The following is a 12,615-nucleotide window of genomic DNA, read 5'->3' as shown; positions in this document are numbered from 1 at the left end:
CGAGGATATGTATAAGAAAGTACGACTCAAGGACACGGTCGAAGTGCCGCCACGCGACCTGGCGGACGTGACGCCCCAGCGGGTCAAGCGGCTGCTCCAGGACAAGCTCGAAGGACGGATGGACGAGGACGTTGGCAGTGTTGTCAGCGTCGTCAAAGTACACGACATCGGCGAGGGTTCGGTCCTACCGAACCGTCCCGGCGTCTACTACCAGGCGGAGTTCGACGCCATCACGTTCGACCCGAAGATGCAGGAAGTCGTCGACGGGACGGTCGTCGAAGTCGTCGAGTTCGGTGCCTTCGTCGGCATCGGCCCGGTGGACGGCCTGCTGCACGTCTCGCAGATCTCGGACGAGTATCTCGCCTACGACGGCGAGAACCAGCAGCTCGCGTCGACCGACTCCAACCGGACGCTCGGCGTCGACGACGCCGTCCGCGTCCGCATCGTCACGAAGAGTATCGACGAACGCAACCCACGGGACTCGAAGATCGGCCTGACGGCCAAACAGCCCGGTCTCGGCAAGCACGGCTGGCTGGAGGCCGACCGCGACGAGCGACAGGCCACAACGGAGGGCTAAGCGATGGCGAAGAAGCGAAAAGCCTGCCGTGAGTGCCACCACATCAACGACCCCGACGCCCAGACGTGCAACCTCTGTGGCTCGTCCAGCCTGACGGAGGACTGGGCTGGCTACGTCATCATCACGCATCCCGAACAGAGCGAGGTCGCCACCGAGATGAACGTCTCGGAGCCGGGCGGCTACGCGCTCAAGGTCCGGTGATGCTGCGGCTGCCCGCCGAGGTCCGCGGTGCGTTCAAAGACCCGATGGGCCGCGTCTACACCGACCCTGCGGACCTGTTGCGGGACGTCGATCTGACGGCCAGTGACCACGACGGCCCGACACCGCTCATCGCCGTCGGCGACGTCGTCACCTACCATCTCCGGCAGGCGGACCGTGAACCTGACGTGGCGGTCATCGACGGCAAGACCAAGCGGAAGGCCGTCGACGAGGCGGTTCGGGAGGTCCTCGACGGCGACGCCGCCCGTATCGAAGTCGAGAACCCGCCCGCGACGCTCTCGGAAGCGATGCTCGACGCGCTCGTCGACGCGCTCGCGGCCGACGACCCCACCGTCCTCTTCGTCACGGGCGAGGAGGATCTCGCGACGCTCCCGGCCATCGTCGCCGCGCCGCTCGGCGCGAGCGTGATCTACGGCCAACCGGACGAGGGCATGGTCCACGTCCCCGTCACCGAGGAGACGAAGGCCGAGGCCCGCGAGCTGCTCTCGCAGTTCGAGGGCGACACCGAGGCGGCGTTGGCGCGACTGGACTGACCCGTCGTTGCTGACGGATTCCACACAAGACCTATTACTCGCCCGTCAGCACTGCCGACCGATGGCCCTCCACACACGTAGAGCCCTCCTCAGAGCCGGCGGTGTCGCCCTCGGCGGCCTCCTCGCCGGCTGTACGGGCGACAGCCCCGGCACCGACCCATCGACGGAGACCACGAGTACCGAGAGCACGTTCCCCCCGCCGCCGCCCACCTCGGGTGCCCCGCAGGACCCGACGCCGATGCCGACGGCGACCGACTGGCCGCGGTTTCAGGCCGACGCGGGTAACACCGGCCACGTCGCCGGGCTGACGGCCGTCCCCGACGACCCCGAGACCTACTGGGGGTTCTACGTCCAGTCGTCGCCACCGGTCGTCGCCGACGGGACGTGCTACACCGTCGAGTCGGGCCGTGACGCGGGCGGGCTGGTCGCTCGCGACGCCGCCACGGGTCGCATCCAGTGGTCGACGGCCGTCGAACGCGGTGGCGCGATGGGTGTCCCGACCGTCGTGGACGACACGCTCGTCGTCCAGAGCTACGGGACGCTCTTCACGTTCGACCGGGCGTCCGGCAACCTCCGCTGGGAGCGCGACATCGGCCGCGGGCCGCCGGGCTCGCCCGTCGTCGTCGACGGGGTGGCCTACCTCGCCAACGGTTCGTTCTCCGAGTGGCCGACCGAGGCCTTCGCGTACGACGTCGAGACGGGCGAGGAACGGTGGCGCGTCGACCTCGGGAGCGGCGAGTTGCGACTCCACGGCTCCGTCGCCGTCGCCGACAATCGACTCTTCCTCGTGGACGACGACCTCGTCGCACTCGACACAGCCGACGGGAGCGAACTGTGGCGCGTCGAGTTCGACGAGTCCGCGGAGACGACGCCCACGGTCGCCGACGGCTCGGTCTACGTCACCGACTCTGGTGGAACGCTCCACGCCGTCGCGGCAGCGGACGGGAGCGAACGGTGGACTGCAGACGTCGGCGAACCGGACCGGGGGACCGCCGCGGCCGTCGCCGACGGTGAGGTGTACGTCGGGTCCCGCGGCGAGGACGCCGCGTTGCACGCGCTAACCACCGAGGGAGAGTCGCGGTGGACCGCCGACGTGTCGCAACCGACGACACCGACCGTCGGGGCCGAGGCCGTCTACGTCGGCGAGCAGGGCTTCGACTCGCGGTCCGTCCTCGCGCTCGACCGTGCGACGGGCGAGGAGCGGTGGCGACGACGCACCGAGGAACAGGGCGTCTCCGACCAGATTCTGGCGGGGATTCGTGGCCCGCCGACGCTCGTCGAGGGTGGCGTGTACGTCGTCGCCGCCGACGGCGTTCGGGCGTTCGGACGCTAGTCGCTGTCACGGCGTCTCTCGGTTGTGCCCGTTGACACGGCCGTCACGAGGTCGAAATCCTTTTACTTGTTTCGAGAGGAGTTCCAAGCAACTGAACCATGGATATCGACATCATCTCCGAGGAGGAGAACCCCATGCTGCACCGTACCGACGTCCGATTCGAGATCGTCCACGACGAAGCGACGCCCTCCCGTCTGCAGGTCCGCGACAGTCTCGCGGCCAAACTCGACAAGGGTTCGGACGAAGTCGTCGTCCACAAGCTGGACACGAAGTTCGGAATGCGCAAGACGGTCGGCTACGCGAAGGTCTACGAGACGGCCGACTTCGCCCGCGACGTCGAGCAGGAACACATGCTCGAGCGCAACAAGATCACCCTCGGCGACGAGGACGTCGACGCGGAAGCCGAAGAAGCGTAAGTAGCTAAATGCGCGTTCTCGGCATCGAAGGGACGGCGTGGGCCGCAAGCGCTGCACTGTTCGATGCCGACGACGACTCCGTTTTCATCGACTCCGACCCCTACCAGCCCGACAGCGGCGGCATTCACCCGCGCGAGGCGGCCGAACACATGGCCGACGCCGTGCCGGGCGTCGTCGAGTCGGTCTTAGCGCACGCGAGCGAGACGAGCGATTCTGGTGCCCCCGAAATCGACGCCGTCGCCTTCTCCCGTGGCCCGGGTCTCGGCCCGTGTCTCCGCATCGTCGCCACCGCGGCCCGCTCGCTTGCGCAGACGCTCGACGTGCCGCTCGTCGGCGTCAACCACATGGTGGCCCACCTCGAAATCGGCCGCCACCAGTCGGGCTTCGACTCGCCCGTCTGCCTGAACGCCTCGGGCGCGAACGCCCATCTCCTGGGCTACCACAACGGCCGCTACCGCGTCCTCGGCGAGACGATGGACACCGGCGTCGGCAACGCCATCGACAAGTTCACCCGCCACGTCGGCTGGACGCATCCCGGCGGCCCGAAGGTCGAGCAGGCCGCGAAAGACGGCGAGTATCTCGACCTGCCCTACGTCGTCAAGGGGATGGACTTCTCCTTCTCGGGCATCATGAGTGCCGCCAAACAGGCCTACGACGACGGCGAGGAGGTCGAGGATATCTGCTGTGGCCTGCAGGAGACGGTCTTTGGGATGCTCACTGAAGTCGCCGAGCGTGCCCTGTCGCTGACGGGGACGGACGAACTCGTCCTCGGCGGCGGCGTCGGACAGAACGCGCGACTCAGAGAGATGCTCGCCGAGATGTGCGAGGCGCGCGGTGCGGACTTCTACGCGCCTGAACCGCGGTTCCTGCGCGACAACGCCGGCATGATTGCCGTCTTGGGAGCCAAAATGTACGACGCGGGCGACACCCTGCCCGTCGCCGACTCCTCGGTCGACCCGAACTACCGCCCCGACCAGGTGCCCGTCACGTGGCGCGGCGACGACGAGTCCGTCGCCCGCGCGGTCACGGAGGCGGGCGACATCCGCGGCGCGGAGGCGACCGTCTCCTTCGAGGGCGAGGACGTCGTCAAGCGTCGGCTACCGAAGTCCTACCGCCACCCCCAGCTCGACGCCCGCCTCCGGAAAGAGCGGACCACCGCCGAGGCGCGGCTGACGAGCGAGGCACGACAGGCGGGCGTACCGACGCCGCTCGTCCGCGACGTCGACCTGCGGGAGGCGACCATCACCTTCCAACACGTCGGCGCGTGCGACCTCGCCGAGGACCTCTCGGCCGACGCGATTCGGGAGGTCGGCGGCCATCTGGGTCGGCTGCATCGGGCCGGTATCGTCCACGGCGACCCGACGACGCGGAACGTGCGCGTGGGTCGTTCACCTTCCGAGCGGGACGGCAGCGAATCGCCGTCCCGCACGTTCCTCATCGACTTCGGTCTCGGTTTCCACACCGGCCACGTCGAGGACCACGCGATGGACCTCCACGTCTTCGAGCAGAGCATCGACGGCACCGCCGACGACCCCGCCCCGCTACGCGAGGCGTTCGAGGCGGGCTACGAGGCGACGGGCGACGCCGACGTGCTCTCGCGACTGCGGACGGTCGAGGGGCGCGGGCGGTACCAGTAAGACCAGTCAGACACCAAAACAATTTATCGCCCGCCGTCGTACGCTCGGCTATGGCAGACAAACCGCAGTCCGGTGAGATTCTCGGCATCCCGTACAACTTCGAGCGGCCGAGCCTCGGCCGGCTCCTCTCGTCGTACTGGCAGCCCGGCAAGGGTATGCTCGTGAAGAAGCCTTTCGGCATCGGCTACACGCTCAACCTCGCCAACTGGCGCTCGTGGGTCGTCCTCCTCGCCGCTGGCGCGATGTTCTACCTCGAACAGAAGTCCGGCGGGGAAGTCGCCGAAGTCGACGAGGACGACGGTCCCGTCGAGGTCGTCGTCGACGACGACTGAACCAACTCAGACAGCGAACCGACGCTTCTTTCGTTTCCCTCCCGACAGTGAGCGTATGCTCAACTACGTGACGACGAACCCCGGCAAGGTCCGGGAGGCGGTCCAGTATCTCGGCGACGCGGAGGTCGGCCAGGTCGACTTCGACTACACCGAGATTCAGGCACCCGAACTCGGTCCCATCGCGGCCCACGGCGCGCGCGAGGCCTACCGCCAGTTCGGCGAACCGGTCCTCGTCGACGACGCGGGGCTGTTCGTCGACGCGCTCGGCGGCTTCCCCGGCCCGTACTCCTCCTACGTCGAGGACACCGTCGGCGTCGACCGCGTCTGGAAACTGGGTGAGGGAGAAGAGAACCGCCGCGCCGAGTTCCGGTGTGTGCTGGCCTACTGCGACGGCGAGGAGTTCCGTGCCAGCCCGGACCCCATCGACCGCGACGACCGCGTCGCCGCCGCCGCAGCGGGTGCCGACGAGAACGCCGAGGAGGAGGAGGACGCCCTGCCCGTCAAACTGTTCGAGGGCGTCGTCCGCGGCCGACTCGTCGCCCCGCGCGGCGAGGGCGGCTTCGGCTACGACCCTATCTTCGAACACGACGGGAAGACGATGGCCGAGATGAGCACGGAAGAGAAGAACGCGATTTCACACCGTGGGCGGGCGTTGGCGAAGTTTGGTGAGTGGTTCGCTGAGCGATAGCGAAGCAAACCTCGATAGACGAGCGACGCGAGTCTATCGGCGGGACGCAGAGCGGTAAGCTATCCTCGTCTTCAGACTCACCGCAACGGCGGGTGTTTATACCGGCTTCGCCCCTCTGACCGACATCATGTCACAGACCGGAGACAGCGACGTCGGTGTCGCGCTCGTCACAGGTGCGTCCAGCGGTATCGGCTGGGAGCTGAGCAAACTCTTTGCGGCCGACGGCTACGACCTCGTCCTCGTCGCCCGTAGCGAGGACAAACTGCGCGAACTGGGTGAGATGCTCCAGCGCGAGCACGGCATCGGCGTCACCGTCGTCGTCAAAGACCTCGCGCGCCCGGAGTCGCCGGGCGAGATTCAAGCGGCACTCGACGAGCGGGGTATCACCGTCGACGTGCTCGTCAACAACGCGGGCTTCGGGACGAACGGTCCCTTCACCGAGACCGACCTCGGCCGCGAACTCGACGAGATTCAGGTGAACGTGACGGCGTTGACCGAGCTAACCAAACGCTTCCTCCCGGGGATGGTCGAGCGGGGTCACGGCCGCGTGCTCAACGTCGCCTCGACCGCGGCCTTCCAGCCCGGGCCTTTCATGGCCGTCTATTACGCGACGAAGGCCTACGTGCTCTCCTTCTCCGAAGCCATCAGCGAAGAACTCGACGGCACGGGCGTCACCGTCACGGCACTCTGCCCCGGCGCGACCAGCACGAAGTTCGACGAACGCGCGGGCGTCACGGACACCCCGCTGTTCCAGGGTGACGTCGCCAGCGCGGCCGACGTCGCCGAGACGGGCTACCGGGCGACGATGCAGGGGAAACCGGTCGTCGTCCACGGCTGGAAGAACAAGCTGCTCACGCTCGCAGTGCGGTTCTCACCCCGGAGCACCATCCGGAAGGTCGTAAAGCGGATGAACACGGCCTGAAACGTCTCGTTACGCTCTCTCTTCCGTCGGCGGTGGCCCATGGTGGCCCGTCCGGTCAGGATTTCCGGTCGCCCGCAACAGCACTTCGGTCAGCCTCGGCTCCGCGCTTCGCTATGCTCGCGGGTCGCGGTCCGGGCCGGGATACTCGTCGCCGACGACCTCCCGGTAGAGACTCGCGGCGTCGAACAGCGCGGCGAAGGCCTTCGGATGGCGGACGCTCAGCGGGATTCGCCCCTGGAGGGTCGCACCGGCCTGCACGCTCCCCAGCCGCTCGTCGAACGAGAGGAGATGCATCGCCCCGCCCTGATACGCCGAGGCGAGACCGGGATGGTCGCCCGCAGGCTGGTCGACCGGCTCGCGCAACTCCTCGATTCGTTCGCGCCAGTCGGCCGCGAGGGCGGCGTCGCCGAGCGATTCGACGACCGCCTCGGCGTCGTCGAGCAACTCGTCGCTGGCGACGAGCGTCAGCCACGAATGTTGACGAACCACATCCATCGCCCGACGAGCGTCGCCGTCGACGAACAGGTCCGCGACGAGCACGTCGGCGTCGGCGACGATCCGGGCGGGACTCGGCTCACTCGTCGGCATCGCGGTGCTCCCGAAGGGCGTCGACAACGGTCTCCTCGTCGACGTCGTAGTCGGCGGCGCGGTCGAACAGGTCGGCCCAGGTCATGTCCTCTCTCGTCGCCCCGACTACAAATCCCTGTCCAGAACGCGCCGCGCGAACTGGTGGATGGCCACGCCCACGACGAACGCGACACCGACGTTCACCACGAGGCCCGTCACCCCCACCGCGACTGTCAGCGGCAGCGACGTCGTCTCCGTCGCGCTCCGCGCCAACTGCACGGCCACGAGCACGAGCAACACGCCCAAGACGGCCATCGGGAAGGCCACGACCAGCCCGGCGACGAGTGCCGCGCCGAGGTAGAGCCCGCCGAGGACGAGGTTCGCGCCGCCGGTTCGCGCGCCGAAGGCGTACTTGCCCGCCAGGCCGCCGCTGCCGTGGCACATCGGAAGCCCGCCGAGCGGCACGGCGAGCAGGCTCATCGCGCCCATGCTCGACGCGAGGTCGTCGGCCGCGACGTCCCTGTCGAAGAGGTCCGTACACAGCACGGAGGTGGCGACGGCGGCGTTGCCGACGGTCATCGCGAGTTGGCCGAGGGAGGCTTCGACCGCGCCGGGAGAGAGCCGCGGAAGACCGGCGGGAAAGAGCGTCAGCGAGGGGATGGAGGGCGACGGAACACCAGCGGAGGCGAGTGCGAGGACGCCGCCGAACCCGAGGACGACGAGCGTCGCCGCCCGTCGGTAGCCGAACCAGACCACGAGGAGCGTCGCGCCGACGGCCACGCCAGCGAGCAGCGGGTCGCCGAGACCGAGTTCGAGACCGGCTTGCGCCAACAGGAGCGCGACGGCGAGTTGGACGCCGCGGACGACCGGCGTGCCGACGTAGCGGTCGACGCGAGCGAGCAGCCGCCCGCGCCCCACGACGAGCAGGACGCCGCCCGCGAGCAGTCCGGCGGCGGCGAGTTCGGGATAGCTGATGGTCCCGGCGATGGCGAGTCCGGCGAGTGCCTTCATCGGCTCGACGGAGAGCGGAAGCCCGTAGACGACGCCCCAGACGATCTGAAAGACGCCGAAGAGCAGCAGGACGTGCGGCAGCGATACCGGCGTCAGCGTGCCGAGCGCGACCACGATGGGCAGGACCGTAACCGAATCTCCCAGCGCGCCGGTCAGCTCACCGACCGAGAACCGGAGGTCACGTCCCGTGTGGTTTCCTACCGAAATCGCCATTCGTGAGTCTCTTACTCTGCGTCGGCAATCAAGCTTGTCAGCAACCGTGGTGGCTGTCGGCGGTGGCAAAACGAAACTGGAATCGGTTACTCGTCGCGGAAGCGTGTGACGTGTTCCGGCGGGAAGCGGAGACCGACCGTCTCGCCGACGGCGGGCGGGGTGGAGACGAAGGCGTCGACCGTCGCCTCGTCGCCGCCGCTCCCGAGCGCGAGCGTGACCCGGAAGGCGGCGTCCTCGCGGACGACTCGTTCGACGGTCGCCTCGGTGTCGGTGGTGTCGGTGATGTCGGTGGTGTCGGTGGTGTCAGTGGTGTTGGTGGTGTCAGCGGCGTCGCCGACGACGACGTGCTCCGGTCGGATGGCGAACTGTCCCCAGTCGCCGCCGAGACCGTCGACGGATGCGAGCGCGTCGAGCGCGTCGCCCGCGACGACGTTCGACCCGGTGAAGCGGGCGACGAAGGGCGACGCGGGCGACTCGAACACCTCCTCTGGCGTGTCGACCTGCACGAGTTCGCCGTCGCGCATGACGGCGATGCGGTCGGCGAGTGCCCGCGCAGTCGTCCGGTCGTGGGTGACGTAGACGGCCGTCACGTCGGCGACGATGCGCGCGAGGTCGGTCCGGAGCGTCTGCCGGGTCGGCACGTCGAGTGCCGACAGCGGCTCGTCGAGGAGCAGCGCGGCCGGGCGGATGGCCAGCGAGCGGGCGAGCGCGACGCGCTGTTTCTCGCCGCCCGAGAGCGTCTTCGGGGTGCGGTCGGCGAGCTGGCCGACGCCCAACTCGGCGAGCAGTTCGTCGGGGTCCCGCGTGTCCTCGTGGTAGCGCGCCCCGAAGGCGACGTTCTCGCGGACGGTGAGATGCGGAAAGAGCGCGTAGTCCTGAAAGACGAAGCCGAAGCCGCGTGCTTCGGGTTCGGTGCCGGTCAGATCGCTGCCGTCGTGCGTCACGGTCCCCTCGTGGGCGTGAAAGCCCGCGACCGTCTCCAGGAGGAGCGATTTGCCGCTCCCGCTGGGACCGAGGACGACGAGCGTCTCGCCCGGCCGGACGTCGAGTGCGACGTCGACGGTGAACGGCTCGGTGCCGTCGGCGGTGAACGTCGCCCGCACGTCGACAGCGAGGCTCACAGTATCCCTCCGTCGTCGTAGGCGAGCCACCGGACGAGCAGGAAGATGCCCGCCGAGAGACCGAGCAGGAGCGTCGCGACGGCCCCGCTCTCGGGCAGCCCCTGGCTTGTGTAGGTGTTGTAGATGAACACCGGGGCGTGTTGGGTCGTCGTCTCGCGGAGGGTCACGGGCGAGACGTAGTCGCGGACGGTGTAGGCGACGACGGCGACGGCACCGAACTCCGAGACGGCCCGCGCCCACGCCAGCACGCCGCCGGTCAGGACCCCGCGGGCCGACAGTGGGAGGGTGACCCTGAGGAACGCGGAGAGCCGACTCGCGCCGTGCGCGCGGGCGGCGTACTCCAGTCGGGTGTCGACCGTCTCGAAGGCCTCGCGGGCGGCGTTGACCGCGAAGGGGACGCTGACGAACGTCAGCGCGAGGACGATGCCGGTCAGCGTCCCGAGCACGCGGACGTCCGGGAACGCCGCGCCGCGGCCGAAGCCGAACAGGACGACGATGCCCGCGACGGAGTGGGGGACGACGAGCGGCAGGTCGACGAGGCTCTCGACGAGTGCTTGCCCCGCGAAGCCCTCACGGAGGAGATACGCGAGCGGGACGCCGAAGACGAGCGCGGCGAGCGCGGCGAGCAAGGGCGCGTAGACGGTCAGCACGAGCATCTCGCGGACCGCCGGATCGGCGGCCGCGCCCGCGACGAGCGCGAGGTCCTGTCGGGCGAGAAAGAGACCGAGCGGGACGCCGAGGGCGACGAGGAGGACGGTTCCGAGCGTCGCGGCGGCGACGCCGGTCCACTCGTGGCCCGTCAGGCCGACCGCGAGCGTCAACAGCGGCGGGCCGAGCACGAGCAGCCAGAGGCTGCCGACGACCGAGAGGAGACCGACGAGGACGAGCGTCGCGGCGACGACGGCGAGGACCGCCTGCCACCCGCCGCCGGTGCCGACGGCGAGGGCGGCGGCGCTGGCGAGTGCGAAGGCGACGTAGAGCGTCGGCTGGCCGACCACCACCGCGGTCGCGAAGGCGACGAGCTGGACGGTCAACACGGCGAGGACGACCGCACTGCGGCCGAACGTCCCGCCGACGACCGACGCGTTTCCGGTGCCCGTACTCATTCGATAGTGTAGCGCGCGAGGAACGGAGAAACCCTTTCGGTTGCCGCACCGCGTCGTCGCCCGTCGTCCGGTGGTCCGTGCGACCGACGAGACGGAGGTTCGTGCGGCCGACAAGACGGAAATCTGCCCGGCCGACGGGACGGAAATCCGTGCGACCGACGGGAGTGTGACAACCGTTTTGCCGACCGGCCGCGCATCCCGGCTATGGACGCCGGAGTCGAGGCACGGCTACACGCTGGCGACGTGACGTTCGGAACCGACGACGCGACGCTTCTGGGAGCCATCCGCGACCACGGCTCGGTCAGTGCCGCCGCGTCGGAGCTGGGCCGCTCGCGACCGCGCGCGCTCTCCCGGCTCGAAGCGCTGGAGTCGGCGTTCGGGCCCCTCGTCGAACGTCGCCGGGGCGGTTCGGGCGGCGGCGGCAGCCAGCTGACCGACGGAGCCTGCGAGCTTCTGGCGCGTTTCGACCGGCTCCGGGCCGCGCTCTCGGGGACGGCACAGGTCGCCGAGACGGTGTTCGAGGGCACCGTCACGGAGCGGACGGGCGAACTCGCGCTCGTCGAGACTCCCGCCGGGACGCTTCGCGCGCTCGTCGCTGGCGCGGACACTGACGCGGACGCGGGCGTGACGGTTCAGGTGAGCGTCCGCGCCGACGCGGTGACGCTGCACGCGCCCGACGACGCACCCGACGAGGGTGCCACGAGTGCCCGAAACCGCTTTTCCGGCACTGTCGCCAGCCTCGACCGCGGCGAGGCGGTCGCCCGCGTCGGTCTCGACGTCGGGACGGAGACGCCGCTCACGGCACTCGTGACCGTCGAGAGCGTCGAACGGCTCGCGCTCGCCGTCGGCGACAGGGTCGTCGCCTCGTTCAAGGCGACGGCGACGCGGGCGACTGTGATTTAAAAGCCCGAGACGAGCGTCTCCAGTCGGTCGACGAGCGATTCGAGCTCCTCTCTCGTTTCCGCGCCGACCGGCTGGTGTGGGCTGCGCACGTGTCCGGCGGGCGCGCCTCTCGCCCGCATCGCCGCCTTCAGTCCCGGCACGCTGTATTCGGCGGTGACTGCGCGGTTCAGCTCGACCAACTCGGCGTTGAGTGCGCGGGCCGCGTCGTCGTCGCCGGCGCGGTGCAGACGGAAGACCTCCGCCGCGGCCTCGGGGGCAACGTTGGCGAGCGCGAGCACCCCGCCCGCCCCACCGGCGTCGAGTGCGGGTGCGAGGACGCCGCCGCTGCCGACGAGGAGATCGAAATCCTCCTCGGCCGTCGCGCGCTTGCTGCGGACGAACGCGTCGATGCTCCCGCTGGAATCCTTCATGCCGTGGACGTTGCCGTGTGTCGAGAGCCGTCCGACGAGCTCGGGGTCGAGCGCGACGTCGGTGTAGGCGGGGACGCTGTAGAGATAGACCGGCAGCGGCGACTCGTCGGCGACGCTCTCGTAGTAGGCTTCGAGCGCGTCGTGGGTGTGGTGGTAGTAGAACGGCGTGATGACGAGGGCGGCGTCGGCACCGGCGTCGGCGGCGCGCTCCGTCTGCTGGAGCGTCTCGCGACGGCCCGGATGGCCCGTACCCGCGAGGACGGGGACGGAGGCTTCGTCGACGACGGTCTCGACGACGCGGGCGCGTTCGTCGGCGGTCATCAGTTCGGCTTCGCTGTTGGAGCCGCAGGGGACGAGGAAGTCGACGCCGCGCGCCTCGACCCAGCCGACGAGGTCGCGGAGGGCGGCGTCGTCGACGTCGCCGTCTTCGGTGAACGGTGTCACGAGGGGTGGGCCGATGCCGTGCATGGGAAGTTCTCACCCCCGGCGTCGAAGTAGCTTCTGCCCGCGGCGATACGCGGCGCACGTCCGGGTCGAAACCGCCGCGAAAGCGGTCTCCGTCCGTCGGTCAGCCGTCTGACGCGGATTTATACCAACCGGGAAAAACCAGTCTACCGGGCGCGCACT

At 69.3% G+C, this 12,615-nt stretch carries 15 protein-coding genes; 10 read left to right on the top strand and 5 right to left on the bottom strand.

Translation table 11 applies throughout. The features are described 5' to 3' along the window. Positions 1 to 7 precede the first annotated feature (7 nt). The 9 genes from BLR57_RS15060 to BLR57_RS15020 all read left to right on the top strand — a co-directional run bounded on the left by BLR57_RS15060 (position 8) and on the right by BLR57_RS15020 (position 6,657). Positions 8 to 577 (top strand): DNA-directed RNA polymerase, encoded by a 570-nt coding sequence (locus BLR57_RS15060; RefSeq protein ID WP_089698852.1) that lies wholly within the window; start codon positions 8 to 10, stop codon positions 575 to 577. Positions 578 to 580: 3 nt separating this feature from the next. Then, entirely contained in the window at positions 581 to 778 is a 198-nt protein-coding gene (spt4, locus tag BLR57_RS15055) for a transcription elongation factor subunit Spt4 (protein WP_089698850.1), read from the top strand. Next, positions 778 to 1,329, top strand: a complete 552-nt coding sequence (locus BLR57_RS15050) for a GTP-dependent dephospho-CoA kinase family protein (RefSeq protein WP_089698848.1) — start codon at positions 778 to 780, stop codon at positions 1,327 to 1,329. Before spt4 ends, BLR57_RS15050 begins: the two co-directional genes overlap by 1 nt. Before the next feature lie 61 nt (positions 1,330 to 1,390). Beyond that, positions 1,391 to 2,662: an outer membrane protein assembly factor BamB family protein gene (locus tag BLR57_RS15045; RefSeq protein ID WP_089698847.1), complete on the top strand. Its 1,272-nt coding sequence runs from the start codon at positions 1,391 to 1,393 to the stop codon at positions 2,660 to 2,662. Between the two features lie 98 nt (positions 2,663 to 2,760). Next, positions 2,761 to 3,078, top strand: a complete 318-nt coding sequence (locus tag BLR57_RS15040) for a 30S ribosomal protein S24e (RefSeq protein WP_089698846.1) — start codon at positions 2,761 to 2,763, stop codon at positions 3,076 to 3,078. A gap of 8 nt (positions 3,079 to 3,086) precedes the next feature. Next, complete coding sequence (locus tag BLR57_RS15035; RefSeq protein ID WP_089698845.1) at positions 3,087 to 4,715, top strand: bifunctional N(6)-L-threonylcarbamoyladenine synthase/serine/threonine protein kinase; 1,629 nt, start codon at positions 3,087 to 3,089, stop codon at positions 4,713 to 4,715. A 50-nt stretch (positions 4,716 to 4,765) separates the two neighbouring features. After that, positions 4,766 to 5,047, top strand: coding sequence for a DUF5808 domain-containing protein (locus tag BLR57_RS15030; RefSeq protein ID WP_089698844.1), 282 nt, complete (start codon positions 4,766 to 4,768; stop codon positions 5,045 to 5,047). 55 nt (positions 5,048 to 5,102) lie between these two features. Then, positions 5,103 to 5,735, top strand: coding sequence for a non-canonical purine NTP pyrophosphatase (locus tag BLR57_RS15025; RefSeq protein ID WP_089698843.1), 633 nt, complete (start codon positions 5,103 to 5,105; stop codon positions 5,733 to 5,735). 127 nt (positions 5,736 to 5,862) lie between these two features. Beyond that, the gene (locus BLR57_RS15020) at positions 5,863 to 6,657 is read left to right on the top strand and encodes an SDR family NAD(P)-dependent oxidoreductase (protein ID WP_089698842.1); all 795 of its coding nucleotides are present in this window, start codon (positions 5,863 to 5,865) and stop codon (positions 6,655 to 6,657) included. Positions 6,658 to 6,768: 111 nt separating this feature from the next. Here the strand turns inward: BLR57_RS15020 and BLR57_RS15015 are convergent, their stop codons facing one another. The 4 genes from BLR57_RS15015 to BLR57_RS15000 form a co-directional block, all read right to left on the bottom strand. Beyond that, positions 6,769 to 7,245 (bottom strand): DUF7384 family protein, encoded by a 477-nt coding sequence (locus BLR57_RS15015; RefSeq protein ID WP_089698841.1) that lies wholly within the window; start codon positions 7,243 to 7,245, stop codon positions 6,769 to 6,771. A gap of 105 nt (positions 7,246 to 7,350) precedes the next feature. After that, complete coding sequence (locus BLR57_RS15010; protein WP_089698840.1) at positions 7,351 to 8,448, bottom strand: putative sulfate/molybdate transporter; 1,098 nt, start codon at positions 8,446 to 8,448, stop codon at positions 7,351 to 7,353. Positions 8,449 to 8,534: 86 nt separating this feature from the next. Next, on the bottom strand, positions 8,535 to 9,569 hold the full coding sequence (locus BLR57_RS15005) for an ABC transporter ATP-binding protein (RefSeq protein WP_089698839.1): 1,035 nt from the start codon (positions 9,567 to 9,569) through the stop codon (positions 8,535 to 8,537). Then, the gene (locus BLR57_RS15000) at positions 9,566 to 10,675 is read right to left on the bottom strand and encodes an ABC transporter permease (RefSeq protein WP_089698838.1); all 1,110 of its coding nucleotides are present in this window, start codon (positions 10,673 to 10,675) and stop codon (positions 9,566 to 9,568) included. The genes BLR57_RS15005 and BLR57_RS15000 overlap by 4 nt, the downstream gene beginning before the upstream one ends. 204 nt (positions 10,676 to 10,879) lie before the next feature. Between BLR57_RS15000 and BLR57_RS14995 the strand changes: the two genes are divergently transcribed. Continuing rightward, positions 10,880 to 11,578, top strand: a complete 699-nt coding sequence (locus BLR57_RS14995; RefSeq protein WP_089698837.1) for a TOBE domain-containing protein — start codon at positions 10,880 to 10,882, stop codon at positions 11,576 to 11,578. On the opposite strand, the gene BLR57_RS14990 is transcribed toward BLR57_RS14995, so the two are convergent. Beyond that, positions 11,575 to 12,456: a dihydrodipicolinate synthase family protein gene (locus BLR57_RS14990; RefSeq protein ID WP_089698836.1), complete on the bottom strand. Its 882-nt coding sequence runs from the start codon at positions 12,454 to 12,456 to the stop codon at positions 11,575 to 11,577. The genes BLR57_RS14995 and BLR57_RS14990 overlap by 4 nt on opposite strands. Positions 12,457 to 12,615 lie beyond the last annotated feature (159 nt).

The sequence above is a fragment of the Halogranum gelatinilyticum genome, from assembly GCF_900103715.1.
In the GTDB taxonomy this organism is placed as follows: Archaea; Halobacteriota; Halobacteria; order Halobacteriales; family Haloferacaceae; genus Halogranum; species Halogranum gelatinilyticum.
Note: the sequence above shows the minus strand (reverse complement) of the source record. Positions and strands in the feature narration are given on the sequence as shown.